Genomic DNA, 21,774 nt, shown 5'->3' with positions numbered 1-21,774 from the left:
CGTCGCAGGTAACCACTAGGGTGGCGCCATGACGCTGCGACAGATCGACGCAACCGAACGCAGGGCTCGCCTGGCCGCACGACACTGCCTCGCTCCGGAATTTCACGCGAAGGATGCCGTCGAGGCCGCGACCGGCATGGTCTGCCTGCACGGCACCGACCCGGCGACCGTCTATCTGTCGGCCTGGGCGCGCGTCGACGATTTCCAGGTCTCCGACCTCGACCGCGCGCTCTACGTCGACCGTTCGCTGGTCAAGCATCTCGCGATGCGGCGGACGGTCTTCGTCTTCCCGCGGCACGTTCTGCCACTCGCTCAAGCCGGCGCGAGCAACCGGGTCGCGGCGGTGCAACGACGCAGCGTGGCCAAGGATGTCGAGGCCGCCGGTCTGCACGTCGACGGCGAGCAGTGGCTGACCGAGGCGTGCGCGCACGTCCTCGACGCGCTGTCCGGTGGCAGGGAAGCGACCTCCACCGAACTGCGCAAGGAGATTCCCCATATCGACAGTGCGATCGACTACGGCACCGGGAAGTCGTGGGCCGGGAAGGTCGCCTTTGCTCCCCGCGTGCTGACGGTGTTGTCGGCGTCGGGAAAAGTGGTGCGCGCCTCCAACAATGGAGCGTGGCGAATTTCGCGGCCGAGTTGGGCCACCACGGAGTCGTGGCTCGGCGCGGAGATCGAACCGTGCACCGAGGACGACGGCGTGCGCGGCCTGGTGGAGTTGTGGCTGCGGCGCTTCGGTCCCGGCACCGAAGCCGACATCAAGTGGTGGCTCGGCTCGACGTTGAAGGCGGTGCGCGCGGCGCTCGCCGAATTACACGCGGTGGAAGTGGATCTCGGCGGACGAACCGGTTACCTGATGCCCGACGATGTGGACGAGGCCCCACCCGTCGAACCGTGGGGCGCGTTGCTGCCGGCGTTGGACCCCACGACGATGGGCTGGTTCGAGCGCGACTGGTATCTCGGTTCGTACCGGCAGGCGCTGTTCGACTCCAACGGGAACGCCGGACCCACCGCGTGGTGGGACGGACGGATCGTCGGAACCTGGTGGCAGGACGACGACGGTGCCGTCACCCTCCACCTGCTCGAGGACATCGGCGCGGAGGGTTCGGCGTTTCTCGAACAGGAAGCCGCCCGCCTCGACGACTGGCTCGGGGGTGTGCGCGTGATGCCGAGGTTCCCGTCGCCACTGGCCAAGGAACTGTCGCAGGGCGGGGACCCAGGCCGCCGAACGCGCTAGGGACGGTCCCGCACGGCGAGCCGCCACAGCGACGTCACTTCCCGCTTGCGCGCGGCGTAGAGCGCATCCGACCGGTCCTCGATCTTGCCGTGCCGCGGCGCCACATCTCGGCGTTCGCGCACGACCAGACCGGCATCGCCGATGAGGGCGAGGAGTTCCTCGCGCGTCCGCAAGCCGAGGTGCTCGGCGATGTCGGACAGGATGAGCCAGCCTTCTCCCGAGGGTTCGAGGTGCTCGGGCAATCCGCGAAGGAAGCCCCGGAGCATCGCACTGTCCGGGTCGTAGATCGCGTACTCGATCGGCGATGTCGGCCGGGCGGGAATCCACGGCGGATTGCACACGACCAGCGGTGCCCGACCCTCCGGAAAGAGGTCCGTCTGCACGACCTCGACCCGGTCGCTGTAGCCGAGCCGGTCGAGGTTCGCCCGCGCGCAGGCGAGGGCTTTCGCGTCGATCTCCGTCGCGACGACCTTCTCGACGCCGCGGTGGGCGAGGACGGCGGCCAGCACGCCGGTGCCGGTGCCGATGTCGAACGCCTTGGTGAGCGAGGGCAGCGGGGTGTCGGCGACGAGGTCGACGTACTCGCCGCGAATCGGTGAGAACACGCCGTATCCGGGGTGGATGCGCGCGCCGAGGGCGGGGATCTCGACGCCCTTCTTCTGCCATTCGTAGGCGCCGATCGCGCCCAGCAGATCCCGCAAGGTGGTGACGGTGGGCTGATCGATCGGCCCGTACGCCTCGTGAACGGCCTGCCGCACGTCGGGGGCGCGTCGAAGCGGGATCGTCTGGTCCGCGTCGAACGGCACCAGCAGCATCCCGAGGATGCTCGCTCGCCGGGATTGCGTCTGCCGGTGCAGGTGGAACGCGGTGGCGGGGTCCGTCGACGTCTTGCGGGGCTTGCGCGTGGCCCGGGCGGCGACGGCGGTGCCGAGTTGGCGGGCGTTGTGGAAGTCGCCGCGCCACAACAGCGCCGTTCCCTCGCACGCCAGGCGGTACGCCTCGTCGGCCGTCATCGAGTCGTCGGCCACCCGGACCTTTTTCGGGGGCGTCGCTCCGCTGGTGGACCGCCACACCGCCGCCTGCTCGGTGCCGTCCTCGGTCCAGCGGACGAACTCGGTTTCCATCGCACAACCATATGCACTGCCACGATGTGCCCGACGACCGCACGGGCAGATGGTGACGCTGCGGACATAATGGGTGCCCATGGAGACCAGGACGCTGCCGGTGTACGAGGCCGGAGCGATCGACGTGCCGTTCGTCATCGCCGGCATGGACGAACTCGTCTCCCGCGACACGCGGTTCGAACCGCACTCACACCCCACCCACGAACTGCTGTGGAACGAACGCGGCGCGTCGAGTGTCACGGTGGGGGCACGGACCTGGACGGTGACACCGATGATCGGGTTGTGGATACCCGCCGGGCTGCTGCACTCCGGAATCACGCCGGCGGGCACGTGGTATCGCACGGCGCACTTCGGCATCGGCGCGACGCCCGCACTGTCCGAGCGTCCGGTGTCCGTCGAGATGACGCCGCTGCTCCGGTTACTGCTCGACCGTTTGACGCACGAGTCGCTCGAAAGTGAGTCGCGAGCGCTGACCGAGAAGATGGTGATCGACGTGCTCGCGCCGTCGGACCAGGAACTGCTGGTGCAGATGCCGACATCCCCGCTGTTGCGGCCGATCGTCGAGGCCGTCGATGCCGACCCCGGCGACCCGCGCACGCTCGCGGACTGGGCGACGGCCCTGGGGGTGAGTCCCCGGACCATCACTCGCGTGTTCCGGTCGGAGACGGGAATGAGTTTCGGACGGTGGACCGCAGCGGTTCGGGCACAGCGCGCCGCGATCCTTCTCGGCACCGGTCTCGAACTCGGCGAGGTGGCCCAGAAGATGGGTTATCGGTCGGTGAGCGCGTTCGGCGCGGCGTTCCGCCGAATCATGGGAAGCACACCGGGCACGTTCCGATTGACGGGGTAGCTGTCCCGAACGCGACATCGGATGTCCCGAACGCGCGATTGCGCCCGGACCGGACAAACATTACGGTTTAGGCAAACCTCACCTAATTCCCGCGGGTTGCGGGAGTGTGGTCACCCCTTGCACGAGAGCGAGTAATACCCCATGCGTTCCAAGCGCTTCCTGACAGTGGCCGCGGCGGCAGTCGCGGTCACACTGGGCATGACGGCCTGTGGTTCCGACTCGTCGGAGTCCTCGGACACCGCGGCCTCCGAGACCGGACCCGGTGCATTCCCGGTCACGATCGAGCATGCCTTCGGCACCACCACGATCGACGAGAAGCCCACCCGCGTCGCGACCGTGAACTGGGCCAACCACGAGGTGCCGCTTGCCCTCGGCATCGTCCCCGTCGGTATGGCCGCAGCGAACTTCGGCGACGACGACAACAACGGCATGCTGCCGTGGGTCGAGGAGAAGCTCGAGGAACTCGGCGGCGAGACCCCGGTGCTCTTCGACGAGACCGACGGCATCGACTTCGAAGCCGTGTCGGACACCGATCCGGACGTAATCCTCGCGGCCTACTCGGGATTGACGCAGGAGACCTACGACACGCTGAGTGCCATCGCGCCGGTTGTCGCATTCCCCGAGGCGCCGTGGGCGACGTCGTGGCGCGACACCATCCTCTACAACAGCATGGGCCTCGGCATGGAAGGCGAGGGCAAGGCCCTCATCGCCGACCTCGAACAGCAGATCGCCGACGAGGTGGCCTCGCACCCGGGCCTCGCGGGCAAGTCCACGATGTTCCTTACGCACGTCGACACCGCCGACCTGAGCCAGGTCAGCTTCTACACCGCCAAGGACACCCGTTCCGCGTTCTTCGAGGACCTGGGTCTGTCCACTCCGAAGAGCGTCGCCGAGGCGTCGACCGGTGAGGAGTACTCGCAGAAGGTCAGTGCCGAGCGCGTCGACGTCTTCGACGATGTCGAGATCATCGTGACCTACGGCGACCAGGCACTGGTGGACGCGCTGAAGGCAGACCCGCTGCTCTCGCAGATGCCAGCTGTCGCCAACAACTCGATCGTGTTCCTCGACGGCTCCGGCCCGCTGGGCACGGCCGCGAACCCGACTCCGCTCGCTATCTCGTGGGTGCTCGGCGATTACGTCGACCTGCTCGCGAAGGCTGCCACCGGCTCACCGGAGTGACGGTAACCCAACCGGATTCGACGTCGGGCGCTCTCACCACGGGGCGCCCGACGTTCGGCCGTCTGCTGTGGCTGCTGGTCCTTGCCGGTGTGCTCGTCGCGCTGACCGTGATGTCCGTCGTCATCGGTTCACGCGACGTCGAATGGTCCGACATCGTCGCTGCGCTCGGCGGGTCGACGGACAACATCGGGCAGGGCGCCGTGGCCAAACGCATCCCGCGCACCGTGCTCGCGCTCCTCGTCGGCGCCGCTCTCGGCCTCGCCGGCGCGGTGATGCAGGGCGTCACCCGAAACCCCTTGGCCGACCCGGGAATTCTCGGAGTCAACATGGGGGCCTCGCTCGCGGTGGTCGTGGGCATGGCGTACTTCGGTCTGTGGACGCAGACGAGCATGATCTGGGTGGCGATTCTCGGAGCGGGCATCGCCGCCCTGTTCGTCTACACCGTCGGCTCTCTCGGGCGCGGCGGCGCGACACCCCTCAAGCTTGCGCTGTCGGGCGCGGCGACGTCGGCGGCCTTTGCGTCGTTCATCACCGCTGTCGTGCTGCCGCGCAACGACATCGCCGGCAGCGTGCGCTCGTGGCAGATCGGTGGTGTCGGCGGCGCGAGCTTCGACGCCGTCGGGCAGGCATTGCCCTTCCTCGCCGTCGGATTCGTGGTCTCGCTCCTTTCGGCGCGCAGCCTCAACTCGCTGGCACTCGGCGACGAGGTCGCGGCCGGTCTCGGTGAGCGAGTCGCGATCGCGCGGGGTATCGCGGCGCTGGGAGCGGTACTGCTCTGCGGCGCCGCGACCGCCATCGCAGGACCCATCGCTTTCGTCGGGCTCGTCGTGCCGCACCTGTGCCGCATGCTGATCGGGGTCGACAACCGATGGCTGCTGCCGTTCTCGGCGCTGACCGGCGCCGCCCTGCTCACCGCAGCCGACATCCTCGGCCGGATAGTGGCGAGGCCCAGCGAGATCGACGTGGGCATCATCACCGCCCTGATCGGGGCACCCTTCTTCATCTACATCGTCCGACGCCAGAAGATACGCGAACTGTGACCGCCACCCTCGATACCTCCACCTCCGGAACCGACACCGTTGCGGCAAACCGCGTTCGGCGGGGACGACGCAGACGCGGCATCATCGCGGTGCTGGTCGTGCTCGTGGCCGCCGCGTTCGCAGCAAGCCTGATGTTCGGCAAGACGTTCTATCCACCGTCCGACGTGATGCGGGTGATCCTGGGGGAGGACGTGCCCGGCGCGTCCTTCACCGTCGGCACACTCCGGATACCTCGCACGGTGCTCGCGGTGGTCGCCGGAATCTGCTTCGGCCTCGGCGGCGTGACCTTCCAGACGATGCTGCGCAACCCACTCGCCAGCCCCGACATCATCGGCATCAGTTCCGGCGCGAGCGCCGCCGCAGCCTTCGCCATCATCGTGCTCTCACTCGGCGGGTCGCAGGTGTCCGCGGTCGCGATCGTGGCGGGCCTGGCGGTCGCGGTGCTGATCTACGCGCTCTCGTTCCGGAACGGTGTGGCGGGCACCCGGCTGATCCTCATCGGCATCGGTATCGCCGCCATGCTCGACAGCCTCACGTCGTACCTGCTGAGCACGGCGGCGACCTGGGACCTGCAGGAGACCACCCGGTGGCTCACCGGCAGCCTCAACGGAACGACGTGGACCGCGACCGTTCCGGTGCTCGTCGCGCTGGCAGTGTTCGGACCGGTGCTGCTCGGTCAGACACGCAACCTGTCGATGCTCCAGCTCGGCGACGACACCGCGCAGGCGCTCGGCGTCCGGGTCGAGCGCACACGCATCGTGCTCATCATCGCCGCCGTGGGGCTGATCGCGTTCGCCACCGCCGCCGCGGGCCCGATCGCGTTCGTCGCGTTCCTGTCCGGGCCCATCGCAGCCCGCATCGTCGGACCGGGCACGTCGCTCGTCGTTCCCGCGGCCCTCGTCGGTGCGCTGCTCGTTCTCGTCGCCGACTTCTGCGGTCAGTACGCGTTCGGCACCCGCTATCCCGTCGGTGTCGTGACGGGTGTGCTCGGCGCGCCGTATCTCGTCTACCTCATCATTCGTTCCAACCGCTCGGGAGGCTCGCTGTGACCGCAGCCCACACCCTCGTCGTCGAAGACCTCGAACTCGGATACGGCGGACGTACCGTCGTCGAATCCCTCGATCTGGTGGTGCCGCCGGCAAAGATCACGTGCATCGTCGGGGCCAACGCGTGCGGAAAGTCGACGCTGTTGCGGTCGATGTCCCGCCTGCTCGCGCCGCGCTCGGGGCATGTTCTGCTCGACGGCAAGGACGTGCACCGGCTGCCGGCCAAGCAACTCGCCCGCACTCTGGGTCTGCTCCCGCAGTCGCCGATCGCGCCGGAAGGAATCGTCGTGGCGGATCTGGTCGGACGCGGCCGGCACCCGCATCAACGGGTGCTCTCGCGGTGGAGTCGTGAGGACGATGCCGCGGTGGCGGATGCTCTCGCTGCGACCCACACGACCGAACTGGCCGAGCGGCACGTCGACGAACTCTCCGGCGGGCAGCGGCAGCGTGTCTGGATCGCCATGGCACTTGCCCAGCAGACCGACGTGCTGCTGCTCGACGAGCCCACGACCTTCCTGGACGTGAGCCACCAGATCGAGGTGCTGGATTTGCTCACCGATCTCAACCGGAGCCGGGGCACGACGATCGTCATGGTGCTGCACGACCTCAATCTTGCTGCGCGGTATGCGGATTACCTCGTGGCTATCGCCGCGGGTGATGTCTACGCGGCGGGTGATCCGTCCGACGTTCTCACCACCGAGACCGTGCGGGCGGTGTTTGGGCTCGACAGCCACGTGATCTCCGATCCGGTGTCGGGCAAGCCCCTGATGCTGCCGCTCGGACGCCACCACGTCACGGAGGGCGCCACGGTCTGAGCGCCCGTTGCGCACTTAGCGCAATACTGATCTAATCACTGACACCAGTGAAAGGATCGCCATGCTCACATTCCTGAACTCGGCGGCGTTCACCGCCCTCGGCGCTCCCACCACGTGGGCGGAGGTCCTCGGTTTCCTCTCCGGTGCGTGGTGCGTGTACCTGGTGGGCCGGCAGTCCGCGCTGAACTGGCCCATCGGCATCGTCAACAACCTGGTCTGGATCTTGCTGTTCGCCACCGCCGGCCTCTACGCGGATTCGGGACTGCAGATCGTCTACATCGGGCTCGCGGTGTGGGGCTGGACCAACTGGGTGCGGGGGCACGACGGTGGGGTGCTGCCCGTGACCGGCACCAGTGGGCGCGAGTGGCTGTGGCTCGTCGGCGCGGGTATCGCCGGCACCGCCGCGCTGACCGTCCTGCTCGACACCGCCACCCCGTCGACCGTGCCGTTCTGGGATGCGGCCACCACCGTCCTCTCGCTGCTCGCGACGTGGGGCCAGGCCACCAAGCGGTGGGAGTCGTGGCTGCTGTGGATCGCCGCCGATCTGATCTACATCCCGCTCTATCTGCACAAAGGTCTCACCCTGACCGCACTGCTCTACATCGGTTTCCTTCTGCTCTGCGTACGCGGCCTCATCGCCTGGCGCAGCACCCGCGTGAGGACGCCCGAGTTCGCACGGGGGGCGTGATGTACCGGCACGCGCTCGTCATCGGCAAGTTCTACCCGCCGCACATCGGGCACCACCATCTGGTGCGCACCGCGGCACAGGTGGCCGACCGTGTCACCGTGGTCGTCATGGCGTCCGCCGCAGAGTCGATCCCGCTGGACCGGAGAGTGGCGTGGATGCGCGAGACGCATCGCGCCGACCGCGGAGTCACCGTCACCGGAATCGTGTGCGACGCCCCGATGGACTTCGGCTCGGACGCTGTGTGGGCGGCGCAGGTCGCCTGCATGCGCGCCGCGGTGCGGACGGTCACCGGCATCCCGGTCGACGCGGTGGTCTCCAGCGAGAAATACGGTGACGAACTGGCGCAACGCTTTTCGGCGACCCACCTGTGCGTCGACGTCGATCGCATCGCGTATCCGGTATCCGGAACGGCGTGTCGCGCCGATCTCGCGGGATGCTGGGACCACCTCGACTCGCCTGCCCGCGCGGGTCTGACGACGCGCATCGTGGTTCTCGGTGCCGAATCCACCGGCACGACGACGGTGAGCCGCGCGTTGTCGGAGCGCTACCGTGCCCGCGGCGGGGTGTGGGAGCGGACTCGGTGGGTGCCGGAGTACGGGCGACAGGCCACCGTGGACACACTCGCTCGAATGAAAGAGCGTGATCCGGCCGCGTCGATGCACGACATCACCTGGACCGGCGACGACTTCGCGCACATCGCCGCGGAGCAGACCCGCCTCGAGGAGGAGGAGGCGGCAGGCACTGGATCACCGGTGCTCGTGTGCGACACCGACGCGGTCGCGACCACCGTCTGGGAGCGGCGATACCTGGGCACGGAGAGTCGGCGCGCGTGGACGGAGGTTCCCGACCGGGATGCCCTCTACCTCGTCACCGATCACGCGGGAGTCCCGTTCGTCCAGGATGGGATCCGCGACGGGGAAGACATCCGGGCGGAGATGACGGAGTGGTTCGTGGACATGCTCACGGCGACCGGCCGGTCGTGGGTGCTGCTCACCGGAACCCTCGAGGAACGCGTGCGGCTGGGGGAGCGGGTGATTGACCAGGCGCTCGGGTTGCGCACGCAGTTCGGCGAACCATTGACGTTCGGCCGGGTGGGCTGAGGCCGAACTCGCTGCTCAGTACACGTGACGGATCGCGTCCAGTGCATTCGTGCAGGGGATGTGGGCGGCACGCAACGCATCGACCATCCGCGACGGCGTGCCCGACGCCGTGCTGTCGAGGACACCACCGGGCGCTACCGCCCAGACGACCTCGCCGGGTTCGAACTTGCGGGTGGGGACCAGTCCCCGCTGAGGAGCAAGATCGCGCAGTGCACTCCATTGCGCGACTTCTCCGGCGTCGGGATGGCCGATGAACAGCAACCGGTCGTGTGCCACGATGAGCCCTTCTTTGTTCCGCTTAGCTTCGGTAGGGATGTCGCGCCGAATGTGTTCTTCGTTACATCCGGCGTGAGACCGCGACGACAGCGGCCTCCGGCTTTGTCCCGAAACCGTCCTGCTGGGACGGCGCCGGGACATACCGTGATCCGGTGACGTGCGGTTCGACGACCCAGGACGGCCGGGCACCGTGACGGCGTGGGTGCTCCACGTCGACCTCGACCAGTTCATCGCTGCCGTCGAGGTTCTGCGTCGGCCCGAACTGGCGGGAAAGCCGGTGGTGGTCGGTGGCCGCGGCGATCCGACGGAGCGGGGTGTCGTATCCACCGCGTCGTACGAGGCGCGTGAACACGGTGTGGGATCCGGGATGCCGCTGCGCGTCGCGGCGAAGAAGATCCCGGATGCGATCTTTCTTCCGGTCGACAAGGACGCGTACAACGAGGTCTCGGACGTGGTGATGAGCACCCTGCGCAGCTTCGACGCCGTCGTGGATGTGCTGGGGTGGGACGAGGCGTTCCTCGGCGTCGAGACCGACGACCCGGAGTCGTTCGCGCGCAGCGTCCAAGCCGGCGTTCTGGATGCGACCGGGCTGCACTGCTCGGTCGGCATCGGGGACAACATCCTCCGCGCCAAGATCGCCACCGGGTTCGGGAAGCCGCGCGGAGTCTTCCGCCTCACCCGCGACAACTGGTTCGCGGTGATGGGGGAGCGCGACCCCGCAGCACTGTGGGGTATCGGTTCTCGCACCGCGAAGAAACTCGCCGCGCACGGCATTCACACGGTCCGTGAACTCGCTGAAGCCCCGGTCGATGTCATGGCGCAAAATTTCGGGCCGAAGATCGGTCCGTGGCTGGTCGGTCTCGGTCGCGGGGCGGCCACCGCGACGGTCACGGGGGAGCCATGGGTGGCCAGGTCGCACAGTCGAGAGACCACGTTCCAGCACAATGTCGCCGATTGGGACGAACTCGCGCAGCACGTACGGCGGCTCGCCGCCCAGGCGACAGACGATATTCGTGCCGAGAACAGGGAGGGCGTCCGTGTCGGCCTGAAGATCCGGTACGCACCCTTCATCACGCACACGGCGAGCGCGCCGCTTCCCGGACCGACGTTCGACGCCGACCGGATCGGGGACGCGGCCGTCGCTCTGCTCGATCGGTTCGATCACGAACGCGAGGTGCGTCTGGTGGGCGTCCGGGTCGAAATGACCCCTCCGCGTTAGACCGGAGCGGTGAACCGTTCGGCGGGTGCGCCTTTCAGGAGTCCAGGGGGAAGAGAGCGACCCGTGAGCACGAGCAGCAGGTGCTGCGCGTCGCCGCTGACGGTGTCCCCCGATCCGTACTCCCAGTCGTGATCGTCGGCGCACAGGCGGATGCCGTCCAGGTCGGCTCCGAAGTAGCGGACACTCTCCGGTGAGACCGACCCGAGCAGCATCGCGATCCGCTCGTCCGGCACCCGCCGGTCGGCTCCGAGGGCGACGGTGATGTCGAGTCCGTGGATCACTTCGTGCCACAGCGCGGCGGAGGAGTCGCTGCGCGGTGGCTGCCAGGGATGCGCCACATTGCTGCGCAGGCACTCGAGCAGTTCGGTATCGGTCATCGCTCGCGCGTCCGCGCGGGCGCACGCGTCGGCGGCACGATCGAAGTCCCCGCGTGCCTTGAGCATGGCGAGCAGGAGCCGCGGTATGCCGTATCGGTACGGCATCGTCGTGTGCGCGACCACCTCTCGGACTCTCCATCCGCGGCACAGGGACGGGGCGCTCCACTGTTCCTCGGTGAGTTCTTCGAGCACGGAGACGAGGTCGCGTCGTTCGGCTTCGACGAGCGGGTGTGCGGTCGCGGGCATGAGTGGGTCCTTCCGTCGATGGGGCCCGTGCGGACTCTCTGCGTCCGTGCACGTACCGACTCGTGCGGGCGCGGGAAGTCATCGTTCGCACGAGTGACCTGCGCTGGCACACTGGGACCGGTGCACGCGCAAACCGCTCCCCGGACCAGGGGACCCCTTCGACCGGCCGAAGCAGCCGCTGCGGCGGTGTTCGGATCACTGACCGCGGTGCTGACCGTGATCACCGGATTCGTTCCGGTCGGGGTGGCGCAGGTGCTCGTGGCATTGCCGATCGCATTTCTCGCAGCTGCCGGACGGGTGCGATCCGTGGTCGCGGCCACTGTCGCGTCGGGTGTCGTGGCCCTCATCGCGGCGGGACCGTTCGCGGTGGCCACCGTGTTCGTCCTCGCAGCGGTGGGGGCGCTCGTCGGATTCGCCGACCGAAGGTGGGGCAAGTCGGCGGTGTTCGTCATCTTCGCGGGCGCCGTGCCGATCGGTCTGCTGCTTGCCGCCGGGGTGATCGGTCTGCTGCTTCTGTTCGAGCAAACCAGAGTGTTGCTGCTCGATGCGCTCGCGTCGTCGATGCGGGGAACGGTCCGGGCGTTCGAAGCCGCGGGAGCCGGCGACGACTTCGTCCGCACCTTCGAGCAGACCATCGACCTGATGGTGCGTTTGTGGTGGGTGTGGATCGGCAGCGCCGTGGTGGTCGGCATCGTCGGCACCGCTCTGCTGTGCTTCGGGATCTTCCGGCTCGTGTCGATGCGCAGCACGTGGAGTACACAGTCGGCCGAGTGGCCGGCCGGCGCCCGCTCCGGCGAGCCGAACCCTCTCCCGGTGGCGCTGCGCCTCGTCACCTACCGCTATCCCGGTGCGAGCGTCGACGCGCTGTCCGACATCGATCTCACGATCGGTCCGGGCGAGTTCGTGGCGGTGGTCGGCAGGAACGGGTCCGGGAAATCGACACTCGCGCGCATCCTCGCCGGTCTCGAGCCCACCGCCGGGCTCGTCGACCGGCCCGGCCCCGTCGGCCTCGGGCAACCCGGTGGCACCGTGACGGTGTTCCAGCATCCCGAAAGCCAAGTGCTCGGCCGCACGGTCGAGGAAGACCTGCGCTGGGGAATCGACGACGTCGACGCCGAGGCGGTGCTCGCGAGGGTGGGTCTCGCCGGCATGGAGGACCGGCCCACCGAAGACCTCTCGGGTGGTCAGCTTCAGCGACTCGCCCTGGCCGGTGCGCTCGCCCGCCGCCCGTCGCTCCTCATCGCCGACGAGATCACCGCGATGGTCGACGCCGCCAGCCGGTCGGCGCTGATCGACCTGCTGGCCGAGGTTGCCAGAGAAGGCACTACCGTCGTGCTCGTGACGCATCTCGACGACGAGGCGGCTGCGGCCGATCGCGTCGTGCATCTTGCGGGAGGACGGATCGTAGCGGCACCCGCCGCGGAACCGCGTCCCGCGCCGGTGGTCGCCGCCGCGCCGACGTTCCCGCAACCCGTCCTCGAACTCCGCGACGTCACCTACACCTACGCGGACCGCACACCGTGGGCACACACCGCGCTGGGCGACGTGACTCTTACCGTGTGCCGTGGGGAGGGCGTGCTGGTGGTGGGTGCGAACGGCTCGGGCAAATCCACACTCGCGTGGATCATGGCGGGGCTGTACCGGCCCACACGCGGATCTTGTCTCCTGCAGGACACTCCCACGGCGGACCTGCGCGGCGACGTCGGGTTCGTCTTCCAGCAGGCCCGGTTGCAGCTTCAGCGTCCGACGGTCGCGAAGGAGATTTCGGAGGTGGCGGGCCTGCCCCACACCGACCGGCACTACGTTGCGGCGGTGCTGCACCGGGTCGGGCTCGGACCCGATCTCGTGGACCGCCCGATCGACCGGCTCAGCGGTGGTGAGATGCGGCGGGTCGCACTCGCGGCTCAGCTCGCGCGCACTCCCCGCGTCCTGATACTCGACGAGCCCCTGGCGGGCCTGGACGTGCCCGGACGCCGCGAACTGGTGTCGATCCTCGCTCACCTGCGAGCGGTCGACCACGTCACGATCGTGGTCATCTCCCACGACCTGCACGGAATGGAAGAGGTGTGTTCACGCACCGTGGTGCTCGAGGCGGGACGGATCGTGGACCAGATCGGTGTGGTGACGACATGAAAGAACGTGGCACGAAAGATCAGCGCCGGCCGCTGATCCTGTTGCGGCCCGTACCGCGTGTCACCGCACTTCACCGAGTCTGGGCGGGCACGAAGATCCTGGCGGCCGTCGCGCTGTCGGTCGTCGTGAGTTTCATCCCCTCCTGGACGGCGCTCGGGATCATTGCGGCGGTTCTCCTGACCGGCCTGCTGGTGGCCCGTATTCCGCGAGGAGTGGTCCCCACGATTCCGTGGTGGGTGTTCGCTTTCCTGGCCTTCGGTGCCGCGCTCAACGTTGCCGGTGGCGGACTGACGAGCTACGTGCGGGCGTTGCTGCTGGGGGTGTGCCTGCTGGTGCTGGCGTCGCTGGTCGGCTGGACGACGAGTCTGTCGCAACTGGTCGACGCCCTGCCTGTCCTCTTGGCACCGTTGCGGTTGCTGCGGCTCCCCGTCGACGAGTGGGTGACGGTGTGCGCGCTCGCGCTGCGAATGTTGCCGACGATCCGCGGCGAGATGCGCATGCTCTTCGCTGCACGCCGGTTGCGCGGACGGCCCGGCATCCGCAATCCCAGGGGGTGGTGGCCCGAACTGATCGACACGGTGGGCGCGGTGGCGTCGGTGTCCATGCGGCAGGTGCGCGACCTCGGCGACGCCTTGTCGGTGCGGGGGACGCGTCCCGTCGTCCGGACCCGGCCCCGCCTCGGCGCGGGGGACGCGGTGACCGTCCTGATCGTGGGCGCGGCGTGCGCGGCGATCGTGGTCTGGGGCTGAGCGACGTCAGTTCGCCTGGGCGGACAGGCGAGTCAGGAGGGTCGGGACACCGGGGCCGTCGAGGTGGTCGCAGTAGGCGGGGCGACCGGCCATGACCATGGTCAGGGCGAGAGTCGTCCCGGTGACCGCCGGACCGGAACCGGCAGCGAACGTGCTGTCCGAGGCCTCGACTCGCAGACCGTCCACGGTGCTCCGGCTGTCGACCGCGAAGTTGCGTCGCGCGTAGAACTCGGCCACCGGGCGGACCACCTCGGGTGAGGGTGTGTAGGGCAGCCCCAGCGGATGCCGGATGTCCTGGGAGTGGACGATCACCTCACCGAGCCACGCCGCCGCCGGTCCGGGTGGCGCGGCCGTCGCAGCTACGACGTTGTCGAAGCGGCCGAGCGTCTGCGCGGGCGTGGCACCTTTGTGCTCGGCCATCCGGCGAGCGTTGTGGCGGTCGAAGTCGAACCGTGCACCCAGCACGCTTCGGTACCAGCGCATCGGCCCGATGCTCCCGACTGCGGTGAGATGCGCGAGAGTTTCTTCGACGGTCCACCGATCACACAGCGACTGCGTTGCCCACTGCGTGTCGTCGATCTCGGTCAGGTCGGCCGCGAGTGCGGCACGTTCGGCGCGGATGAGGGACCACGTGTGGGCGTTGCGTCCGAACATCGGGACCTCCCGTGGGTCAGGCGCTGGTCTTCTGGGCGCGCCGCGAGCGGACCCGGCGCTGCACCCCGTAGCCGACGACCACGACGACCACCGCGAGGACAACGTACTGGAGGATCTCCGCGTACGGCTCGACCTTCTGCCAGTTCTCCCCGAGCTGATAACCCGCGAACACGAAGATCGTGTTCCACACCAGACTGCCCGCGGTGGTGAAGGCGGTGAACTGCCACAGCGGCATTCGCGTTACACCAGCGGGAATCGAGATGAGGCTCCGGAAGACGGGAACCATGCGGCCGAAGAACACGGCCTTGCGCCCGTGCTTGCGGAACCACTCCGCCGTGCGGTCGAGGTCCTCCACGTCGACGAGGGGAAGTTTGTCCATCACTTTCCGCAGGCGGTCCTCACCGACCCACCGTCCCAGCGAGTACAACCCGAGCGCCCCGAGCACCGAGCCGAGGGTCGTCCAGAACAGCGCCCCGAACAAGGTGAAGCTGCCGAGACTCGCAGCGAACCCGGCAAGAGGAAGGATGACTTCGCTGGGAAGCGGAGGAAAAAAGTTCTCGAGAGCGATCGCGAGACCGGCCCCGACACCGCCCAGCCGATCCATCAGGTCGAGCGCCCATCCGGCGAGTCCGTCGGTGGGCGCTGATGGAGAATCCGCAACACTCATCCGGTCAAGGTTACCGATCGGCTACGAGACGACTCGGCCGGGCGGGTGAGCGCCTTCTTCGCCAGGCGAGCCACGCGGGAAAGTGTGACCCGGCCGGTGCCGGGGAACCGGCCGACCGGCGTCGGAGCGTCGGTGCCTCGATCACCCGAGGGACGCGAGCAAGGTCCGGCATGCCTGTTCACAGCGCCGGCACGCGTCGGCGCAGATCCTGCAGTGCTCGTGGTGAGAGCTGTGCCGGTCGCATTCGTCTCCACACGCCTTGCACGCCGCAGCACAGGCTTCGAGGACCGCTCGAGTCACCGAGGCGTTGTCGCCGGTCTGCCGGGACAGCACCCGGCCGGTCGCTTCGCAGAGGTCGGCGCAGTCGAGATCGGTGCGAATGCACTGGGTCAGTTCTGCGACCGATTCCTCGGCCAGACACGCATCGGCACATGCCGTACAGGTCTGCGCGCATTCGACGCACGCCTCGATGCACGCAGCCAGTTTCTCGTGGTCGATCGCGCCCATGTCGTGCGGGTAGGTGCCGAGCATGCTCGCTGCGGTGCTCATGAAGAGTTCTCCTCTCGTCGTTTCCGGGAAGTGGATCACCGCCCGGGTCGACGGTTGCGTACCCGAAGAAGTCGCGCTCTAACGGACGAATCGGATCTTCGTGGTTACGAGGAGGGCTTCGATTCCGACCGGTGCGTTGCGCGGATCGTCGGTGGCACGGGCCGGCGGTCCGCTAATGTCTCGAGTACATTCACGGCGTGAAAGGTAGTGGCTCGCAGGGTGAGTCCGGGTTCGTATGGCCGAGAAGATCGACTTCAAGAAGACGCTCGACGCCTACCGCGCGACGCGCGGTGAATTCCGCATCGTGGACGTGCCGGACATGCGGTACCTCATGATCGATGGTGTCGGCAACCCGAACACCTCACCTGCCTTCGCCGACGCGATCGAGTCGCTCTACCCCGGGCGTTCACGCTGAAGTTCGCGCCTCGAACCCCTCGTGGAGGGGCGGTGTGTGCAGACGCTCCACGTCGGATCGTTCGACGACGAAGCGGACGTCCTCGCGCAACTGCACGACGAGTTCGTCCCGGGCAACGGGCTGCGCATGGTCGGCAAGCACCACGAGATCTACCTGAGCGACTTCCGCAGGACCGCGCCGGAAAAGCTGCGCACCATCCTGAGGCAACCGGTCGCGGCTGCCCGGGAGTGAAGCGGACGGCATCTGGTCCTACACTTCGGCGACATGCATGACGGGAGAGCTGCCGTGGATCTGTCCGATGTCGACGCGTTGAGTTTCGATTGCTACGGCACATTGATCGACTGGGAGACGGGCATCGCCGCCGTCCTCGCCCCGTGGGCACAGGACGCCGGACTGGAACTGTCCGACGAGGAATTGCTTCTCGCGTACGCCGAGAACGAGGCGCAGGCCGAGCGCGACACTCCCGACGCGTTGTACCCCGCGATCCTCGCCGAGGCATTTCGGCGCACCGGCGCGGCACTCGGCGCGGAAGTCTCCGACGAGTGGGCGGCGCGGCTCGGCGCATCCGTTCCGGACTGGCCGGCGTTCCCGGACTCCGCCGAGGCCCTCTCGGCACTGGCCGAGGACTACACCCTGATCATCGTGTCCAATGTCCATCGCGACGGCTTCGCCGGTAGCAACGCGCGCCTCTGCGTCGAGTTCGACAAGATCATCACAGCCGAGGACGTGCAGGCGTACAAGCCAGCTCTCGACCACTTCGAGGCGCTCGACGACGCCCTCACCGAATTCGGGATTCCGCGCGAGCGCCTCCTGCACGTGGCGCAGTCGCTGTTCCACGACCATGTCCCCGCCGCCCGGCGAGGATTGCGCTCGGTATGGATCAACCGGCGCCACGACCGCCCGGGGTGGGGTGCGACACCGGCACCCACCGGCGAATACACCTACGATCTCGAATTCCCGACCATGCAGGCATTCGCGGATGCGGCCCGCGCCGCGAAAGCCCGTGGCACGGCACGGCACTGAGGAGCGTCGTCAGCGGGCGATGCCGTAGAACCGTTCGACCCGCACCCGCAACAGCAGACGTCCCTCCGCAACCATGGCATCCCGGAACTCATCCCAGTCGGGGTGATCGCCCTGCACCGCCCGGTACAGCGCGACGAGCTCATCGACGGTGGTGTCGTGGGGATCCGCTGCCACATCGGACAATTCGGCGTGTCCTTCGGCTACGGCGTACGACCAGCCGTCCCGAGTGTCGACGAACACGCTCACGCGCGGGTCCCGCCGCATGTTGCGGGTCTTCGCACGCGTGTCGGTGATCGAGACCGAGAACGTCCGCGCGAGGAGGTCGTAGGAGTACACGATGTTCGAGAGCTGTGGCCGACCGTCGTGTTTCAGGGTGGCGAGCGCCGCGATACCGCTGGATCCGAACAGTGCCTCGAGCGGCACCTCCGACTCTCGGCTCATGTGGGTCCTTCCTGATCGCGGTAGGTCCTGTGAACACATCTTGCCGCGCTGGCAGCTTCGCGCGGGGCGGAAATCGTTACCTGCCAGCGTAATCATGCGGGTGCCTGTTGTCTGCCGCTCCGTTTCGACCACGATGATGTCGCTCGGTGTCACGGATGCACTGTGCTAGCGTCTGCGGCACTTCAGCGCATCGGGGGGTCGCGTGAACGGGTGGGGGACTGTCGCAAAAGCGGTGGCGTGTGTCGCGATCGTGGTGTCGGCAGCATCGTGCGGGTCAGGATCGGCCGCGACCGGCGAGTCGGAATCCGTTGCCACGGAAAGCGCGATGTCGACGACGCGCACACCGCGCGTGGTGGATGATTCGGGCCGTCCGCAGATCACGTTCGATCCATGCCTGGACATCCCGGACGATCTGTTGATCGAGGTGGGATATGACCCGCGAAGCAAGGACATCGCCGACTATCCGATGGGTAGTTATACATTCCTCGTCTGCAGCTACGACGGTGTCGTCAGCGTTCCGGGAACAATGCGGCCGTACGGCCTCAACATCTTGTCCGGGAATGTCACTCTGCAGGAGGAAATGCAGAAGGACGGCGATATCTCCACTTCGATCGATGTGAACGGCAGGCGTGCTCTCCTGCAGGTCGATGTCGCCGCGCGAAACACGTGCGCGGTCGTTGTGGAAACCGCCTACGGGATCGTGATCTTCAATCGGCTTTACAACCCTGACCATACGAGGGGTTCGTCGCCCGAAGAGTGGTGTGCCGGCCTCCAGGACTTGGCAGCGGCTGTCGAACCCCTCATCAGCGAGTGAAGACGTCGTGTGTTCACTTTCGACAATGCGAGGTCCAAATGACCGATTTCATCCGTCTTGAACCACACGTGATCGACGAACTCGTCGGCATCTGCAACACCATGCTCGACGAACTGAACGCGTCACGGAAAATAGCGGAGAGACTCGTCGAAACGCACGGCTTCGGCGACCTCGAATCCGCCAGGCAACTCGCCGCCGGTTACGCACGCAAGGCCGCCGGAACCCCCGCGTCCGCCCGCGAGCGCATCGACCAGTTCATCACCACCCTCACAGACCTGCGCGACGCGTTCGCTTCCGGCGGCGAAGCGTTTCTCGATTCGGAGTTCGACTGGGCAGGGCGACTCCAGGCGACAAACACCGAGCCGTGAGCTGGGTGAGAACCTGATCGACTCGGACCGTGAGAGTCTCGGACCGGTACGTGCACGGGCCACGGACGAGAGGATCGAGATGCTGGATTACACCAGGTACTGCGGGGAGATCACCGCACAGACCGAGTTGCTGTGCTCGGTGCTGCCGGGACGGGATATGAATACCCCGGTGCCGACGTGTCCGGGCTGGAATGTGGGACAGCTCGCGCGGCATGTGGGATACGGCCACCGCTGGGCTGCCGAGGCAGTGCGTACCGGAGCGACGACGCCCCCGGACGACTCGGCGATGCGTGAACTGGCCTCGTACGTCGACGAAGACCCCGACCAGCTGGTGCCGTGGTTGCTTGCCGGCGCACTCGACCTGGAATCGTCTCTGCGCGAGGCAGGTCCCGAGCGGAAGGTCTGGACCCCGACGCCGGTCGGCCCGCAGACCCCGCAGTTCTATGCGCGACGCTTCACCCACGAGACTGCAGTGCACCGTGCCGATGCCGTGCTGGCGCTGGGCGAGGGGTTCGACCTCAGCCACGATGTCGCACTCGACGCCGTCGACGAGTGGCTCGATCTTGCTGTGGTGACGTGGCCGCGGAGGATGAGCGACCGCCGGCACGCGCTGCACGGACCCGATAGCACTCTCCATTTCCACGCGACCGATTCGCATGCGGAGTGGGTCGTGGACCTCACCGGCGACGAGTTCGTCTGGCGCCGTGCGCACGAGAAGAGTGCGGTGGCGGTGCGGGGACCGTTGGTCGAGTTGATGCTGGTGCTTTATCGCCGACGAGCAGTCGCCGACCCCGAGGTCGAGGTGTTCGGCGATGCCGCGCTACTGGATTCATGGCTCGATGTGGTCGCGTTCGGCTGAACGGTCAGAGAATGTCCCGCAGGATGCCGGCGAGTTCCCGGGGCGCGTCGCTCTGTACGGAATGCCCGGAGCCCGGCACCACGTGCACATCCAGCCCGGGGACGCGTCGACGCGCCTCGTCGACGTCCTCTTCGGTGACGTAGGCCGAAGCGCCACCGCGCACCAGCGAGACGGGTCCGTCGAGTGCGGCGAGGTCGTCCCACAGCGGGGTGAAGTCGCGCATGGTGCGCATCCGGTCGTAACGCCACTCCCATCGTCCGTCGCTGCGCTGCCGCGTGTTGTGGACGACGCCGCGCCGGATCGACGACGGTGATCGGTGCGGTGCCGCCGCGGCGGTGAGGGCGACGATCTCGTCGAACGTGTCGAAGACGGCCGGTCCCGCCGCGAGAGCGACGGTTCCGCGTTGGTTTTCGGCCATGCCCTGGTGCCGCCGGAACGATGCCGGGGTGACGTCGACGAGGACGGTGCGGCGCACGAGTTCCGGTGCGAGGGAGCCGAGCCGGAGGGCGGTCAAGCCCCCGAGCGACATGCCGACCACGGCCTCCGCACGAGGCGCCCAGCGGCGGACCGCGTGCGCCACCGCTTCGGCGTTCGGCCACGGCGAGTAGTCGCCGTCGTCACGCCAGGAGGAGTGGCCGTGACCGGGGAGGTCGACGGCGAGCGCGGGCACCCCGAGTGCGAGGACCACCGAGTCCCAGGTGTGTGCGTTCTGGGCTCCGCCGTGCAGGAACACGAGGCGGGGAGAGACGTCGCCCCACAGCAGCGCGCTGGTGTGCCCGCCGTCGTGTTCGGCGCGCACCCGCCGCACGGTCGGCGGTACGGGGAGTTCGAGGCCCAACTCCGCGGCGTTCTCGGGAAGCAGCGCGAACTCGTCGGTGCGGTGCGGATCCATGAGGACTTCTCTACGCGACTACCGGGCGAGAAGCCAGATGTGGCTCGGCGCGAACGGAACCGCATGTTGTCAGGGAGTGGAGCGCGGCAGGGACGATCGCGCTGCGAGGCGCGGGCTCCGTCATCCCCGGGAGGACGGTCCGGAGTAACGATCGGCGAACGCGCCGGGCGTCACGCCCACGGCGTTCTTGAAGTCGCGCACGAAATGCGGTTGGTCGGCGTACCCGAGGACGGCGGCGACCTCGGACAGCGAACCGGACTTCTCGCGCAGGCGGCCCGCGGCCTCCTGGAGGCGCCGCCGCTGGATCAGCCATTTCGGGGTAAGTCCGATGCGCCGGTGGACGAGTCGCTGCAGCGCGCGCTCGGAGAGACCGAATTCGTTGCGTACCTGTTCTACGCGCAACACGTCCGGGTTGTCCTCCACGAACGCCACGACACGGTTGACGAGGCGGCCCTCGTCGTCGACCGGCAGGTAGCGCCGGAAGACCTCGTCGTAGACGCCCATCACCGCGTGGTGAGCCTCGGGGGACCGCGGATCGCGGCGCATCATCTCGCGCACCCGATCGACGACACGGACGCCCGCGTCGCCGAGGACCTCCGGCACCTCCACGATCCGGTCGGTGAACGACGCGAGTGGCCCACCGGCCACGAGGGCACCCGCCGCGGGGGCGAGCATGACACCGGCGGCCCAGCCCTCACCTGTCAGAACGGTGGTCGACAAACCGGACTCGACACCGTAGAAGCGGGCGTAGTCCTCGGTGATCACGACCAGGCATACGGGATACCGCAGCACGTGCTGCGGAGCCTCCCGACCCGGAGGGACCCGCCACACGGGAATCCAGTAGCGCCGGACCACGTCGCCCAGATCGGGGGATGCCGGGTATCGGAAGATGGTGTGCGTTGTGTCGTTCGGGTGTCTCAAGTGTGCGCGCTCGATCGGCTCGCCGTCGTCTGGCTTTCCGGAGTCCCCGGTGTCGGATTTCATCAATACCTCGCACTGGGCGATCGATAGCG

The 21,774-nt window shown here is 67.9% G+C and carries 24 protein-coding genes and 1 pseudogene; 16 read left to right on the top strand and 9 right to left on the bottom strand.

All coding sequences use genetic code 11. The annotated features are described in order from the left end of the window. Positions 1 to 28 precede the first annotated feature (28 nt). Positions 29 to 1,237 (top strand): winged helix DNA-binding domain-containing protein, encoded by a 1,209-nt coding sequence (locus ACFWBU_RS03710; protein WP_378527514.1) that lies wholly within the window; start codon positions 29 to 31, stop codon positions 1,235 to 1,237. On the opposite strand, the gene ACFWBU_RS03705 is transcribed toward ACFWBU_RS03710, so the two are convergent. After that, positions 1,234 to 2,361 carry a methyltransferase gene (locus ACFWBU_RS03705; protein WP_378527513.1) on the bottom strand — a complete coding sequence of 376 codons (1,128 nt, stop codon included), beginning with the start codon at positions 2,359 to 2,361 and terminating at the stop codon, positions 1,234 to 1,236. The genes ACFWBU_RS03710 and ACFWBU_RS03705 overlap by 4 nt on opposite strands. A gap of 79 nt (positions 2,362 to 2,440) precedes the next feature. On the opposite strand from ACFWBU_RS03705, the gene ACFWBU_RS03700 reads away from it, so the two are divergent. The 7 genes from ACFWBU_RS03700 (at position 2,441) to ACFWBU_RS03670 (ending at position 9,079) form a co-directional block, all read left to right on the top strand. After that, on the top strand, positions 2,441 to 3,211 hold the full coding sequence (locus ACFWBU_RS03700; protein WP_378527512.1) for an AraC family transcriptional regulator: 771 nt from the start codon (positions 2,441 to 2,443) through the stop codon (positions 3,209 to 3,211). 141 nt (positions 3,212 to 3,352) lie between these two features. Further along, positions 3,353 to 4,390, top strand: coding sequence for an iron-siderophore ABC transporter substrate-binding protein (locus ACFWBU_RS03695; RefSeq protein ID WP_169622401.1), 1,038 nt, complete (start codon positions 3,353 to 3,355; stop codon positions 4,388 to 4,390). Beyond that, positions 4,387 to 5,430: an iron ABC transporter permease gene (locus ACFWBU_RS03690; RefSeq protein ID WP_169622402.1), complete on the top strand. Its 1,044-nt coding sequence runs from the start codon at positions 4,387 to 4,389 to the stop codon at positions 5,428 to 5,430. Before ACFWBU_RS03695 ends, ACFWBU_RS03690 begins: the two co-directional genes overlap by 4 nt. Beyond that, on the top strand, positions 5,427 to 6,479 hold the full coding sequence (locus tag ACFWBU_RS03685; RefSeq protein ID WP_296550044.1) for an iron chelate uptake ABC transporter family permease subunit: 1,053 nt from the start codon (positions 5,427 to 5,429) through the stop codon (positions 6,477 to 6,479). Before ACFWBU_RS03690 ends, ACFWBU_RS03685 begins: the two co-directional genes overlap by 4 nt. Continuing rightward, positions 6,476 to 7,291, top strand: coding sequence for an ABC transporter ATP-binding protein (locus ACFWBU_RS03680; protein ID WP_378527510.1), 816 nt, complete (start codon positions 6,476 to 6,478; stop codon positions 7,289 to 7,291). The genes ACFWBU_RS03685 and ACFWBU_RS03680 overlap by 4 nt, the downstream gene beginning before the upstream one ends. A gap of 61 nt (positions 7,292 to 7,352) precedes the next feature. Further along, complete coding sequence (gene pnuC, locus ACFWBU_RS03675) at positions 7,353 to 7,979, top strand: nicotinamide riboside transporter PnuC (RefSeq protein ID WP_378527509.1); 627 nt, start codon at positions 7,353 to 7,355, stop codon at positions 7,977 to 7,979. Further along, the gene (locus tag ACFWBU_RS03670) at positions 7,979 to 9,079 is read left to right on the top strand and encodes an AAA family ATPase (RefSeq protein ID WP_378527508.1); all 1,101 of its coding nucleotides are present in this window, start codon (positions 7,979 to 7,981) and stop codon (positions 9,077 to 9,079) included. The genes pnuC and ACFWBU_RS03670 overlap by 1 nt, the downstream gene beginning before the upstream one ends. A 15-nt stretch (positions 9,080 to 9,094) precedes the next feature. On the opposite strand, the gene ACFWBU_RS03665 is transcribed toward ACFWBU_RS03670, so the two are convergent. Further along, complete coding sequence (locus ACFWBU_RS03665) at positions 9,095 to 9,355, bottom strand: hypothetical protein (RefSeq protein WP_378527507.1); 261 nt, start codon at positions 9,353 to 9,355, stop codon at positions 9,095 to 9,097. Positions 9,356 to 9,545: 190 nt separating this feature from the next. Here ACFWBU_RS03665 and ACFWBU_RS03660 point away from each other — a divergent pair, with 190 nt between their 5' ends. Continuing rightward, positions 9,546 to 10,574 carry a DNA polymerase IV gene (locus ACFWBU_RS03660; protein ID WP_296551573.1) on the top strand — a complete coding sequence of 343 codons (1,029 nt, stop codon included), beginning with the start codon at positions 9,546 to 9,548 and terminating at the stop codon, positions 10,572 to 10,574. Here the strand turns inward: ACFWBU_RS03660 and ACFWBU_RS03655 are convergent. Then, positions 10,571 to 11,197, bottom strand: coding sequence for a maleylpyruvate isomerase family mycothiol-dependent enzyme (locus ACFWBU_RS03655; RefSeq protein WP_378527505.1), 627 nt, complete (start codon positions 11,195 to 11,197; stop codon positions 10,571 to 10,573). The two genes, ACFWBU_RS03660 and ACFWBU_RS03655, sit on opposite strands and share 4 nt — an antisense overlap. Positions 11,198 to 11,317: 120 nt before the next feature. Between ACFWBU_RS03655 and ACFWBU_RS03650 the strand changes: the two genes are divergently transcribed. Both ACFWBU_RS03650 and ACFWBU_RS03645 read left to right on the top strand, forming a co-directional pair. Beyond that, positions 11,318 to 13,330: a DUF2232 domain-containing protein gene (locus tag ACFWBU_RS03650; protein ID WP_378527504.1), complete on the top strand. Its 2,013-nt coding sequence runs from the start codon at positions 11,318 to 11,320 to the stop codon at positions 13,328 to 13,330. Then, complete coding sequence (locus ACFWBU_RS03645; RefSeq protein ID WP_378527503.1) at positions 13,327 to 14,079, top strand: energy-coupling factor transporter transmembrane component T family protein; 753 nt, start codon at positions 13,327 to 13,329, stop codon at positions 14,077 to 14,079. The genes ACFWBU_RS03650 and ACFWBU_RS03645 overlap by 4 nt, the downstream gene beginning before the upstream one ends. A gap of 6 nt (positions 14,080 to 14,085) precedes the next feature. Here the strand turns inward: ACFWBU_RS03645 and ACFWBU_RS03640 are convergent, their stop codons facing one another. From ACFWBU_RS03640 to ACFWBU_RS03630, 3 genes are all read right to left on the bottom strand, one after another. Beyond that, a complete protein-coding gene (locus tag ACFWBU_RS03640; RefSeq protein ID WP_378527501.1) occupies positions 14,086 to 14,733 on the bottom strand; it encodes a maleylpyruvate isomerase family mycothiol-dependent enzyme in 648 nt (215 codons plus the stop codon). Between the two features lie 16 nt (positions 14,734 to 14,749). Further along, positions 14,750 to 15,400 carry a DedA family protein gene (locus ACFWBU_RS03635; RefSeq protein ID WP_169652740.1) on the bottom strand — a complete coding sequence of 217 codons (651 nt, stop codon included), beginning with the start codon at positions 15,398 to 15,400 and terminating at the stop codon, positions 14,750 to 14,752. Positions 15,401 to 15,541: 141 nt separating this feature from the next. Continuing rightward, the gene (locus ACFWBU_RS03630) at positions 15,542 to 15,949 is read right to left on the bottom strand and encodes a four-helix bundle copper-binding protein (protein ID WP_169652741.1); all 408 of its coding nucleotides are present in this window, start codon (positions 15,947 to 15,949) and stop codon (positions 15,542 to 15,544) included. Positions 15,950 to 16,184: 235 nt separating this feature from the next. Here ACFWBU_RS03630 and ACFWBU_RS03625 point away from each other — a divergent pair. Both ACFWBU_RS03625 and ACFWBU_RS03620 read left to right on the top strand, forming a co-directional pair. Then, positions 16,185 to 16,595: pseudogene (locus ACFWBU_RS03625) on the top strand (GyrI-like domain-containing protein). Positions 16,596 to 16,628: 33 nt separating this feature from the next. Next, a complete protein-coding gene (locus tag ACFWBU_RS03620) occupies positions 16,629 to 17,387 on the top strand; it encodes an HAD-IA family hydrolase (protein ID WP_378527500.1) in 759 nt (252 codons plus the stop codon). A 9-nt stretch (positions 17,388 to 17,396) separates the two neighbouring features. On the opposite strand, the gene ACFWBU_RS03615 is transcribed toward ACFWBU_RS03620, so the two are convergent. After that, positions 17,397 to 17,828, bottom strand: a complete 432-nt coding sequence (locus ACFWBU_RS03615) for a PPOX class F420-dependent oxidoreductase (protein ID WP_169622414.1) — start codon at positions 17,826 to 17,828, stop codon at positions 17,397 to 17,399. A 202-nt stretch (positions 17,829 to 18,030) separates the two neighbouring features. Here ACFWBU_RS03615 and ACFWBU_RS03610 point away from each other — a divergent pair, with 202 nt between their 5' ends. The 3 genes from ACFWBU_RS03610 to ACFWBU_RS03600 all read left to right on the top strand — a co-directional run bounded on the left by ACFWBU_RS03610 (position 18,031) and on the right by ACFWBU_RS03600 (position 19,869). After that, positions 18,031 to 18,642: a DUF3558 domain-containing protein gene (locus ACFWBU_RS03610; RefSeq protein WP_169622415.1), complete on the top strand. Its 612-nt coding sequence runs from the start codon at positions 18,031 to 18,033 to the stop codon at positions 18,640 to 18,642. A 38-nt stretch (positions 18,643 to 18,680) separates the two neighbouring features. Continuing rightward, positions 18,681 to 19,010: a hypothetical protein gene (locus tag ACFWBU_RS03605; protein WP_378527499.1), complete on the top strand. Its 330-nt coding sequence runs from the start codon at positions 18,681 to 18,683 to the stop codon at positions 19,008 to 19,010. Between the two features lie 79 nt (positions 19,011 to 19,089). Next, positions 19,090 to 19,869, top strand: a complete 780-nt coding sequence (locus ACFWBU_RS03600; RefSeq protein ID WP_378527497.1) for a maleylpyruvate isomerase family mycothiol-dependent enzyme — start codon at positions 19,090 to 19,092, stop codon at positions 19,867 to 19,869. Between the two features lie 4 nt (positions 19,870 to 19,873). Here the strand turns inward: ACFWBU_RS03600 and ACFWBU_RS03595 are convergent, their stop codons facing one another. Both ACFWBU_RS03595 and ACFWBU_RS03590 read right to left on the bottom strand, forming a co-directional pair. Then, positions 19,874 to 20,761, bottom strand: a complete 888-nt coding sequence (locus ACFWBU_RS03595; protein WP_169652745.1) for an alpha/beta fold hydrolase — start codon at positions 20,759 to 20,761, stop codon at positions 19,874 to 19,876. Between the two features lie 120 nt (positions 20,762 to 20,881). Next, on the bottom strand, positions 20,882 to 21,745 hold the full coding sequence (locus ACFWBU_RS03590; protein WP_378527496.1) for a helix-turn-helix domain-containing protein: 864 nt from the start codon (positions 21,743 to 21,745) through the stop codon (positions 20,882 to 20,884). Positions 21,746 to 21,774 lie beyond the last annotated feature (29 nt).

It is taken from the genome of Rhodococcus sp. NPDC060084, assembly GCF_042730335.1.
GTDB lineage: Bacteria > Actinomycetota > Actinomycetes > Mycobacteriales > Mycobacteriaceae > Rhodococcus.
The sequence above is the reverse complement of the archived record's forward strand: the minus strand, read 5'-3'. Positions and strand labels throughout refer to the sequence as shown.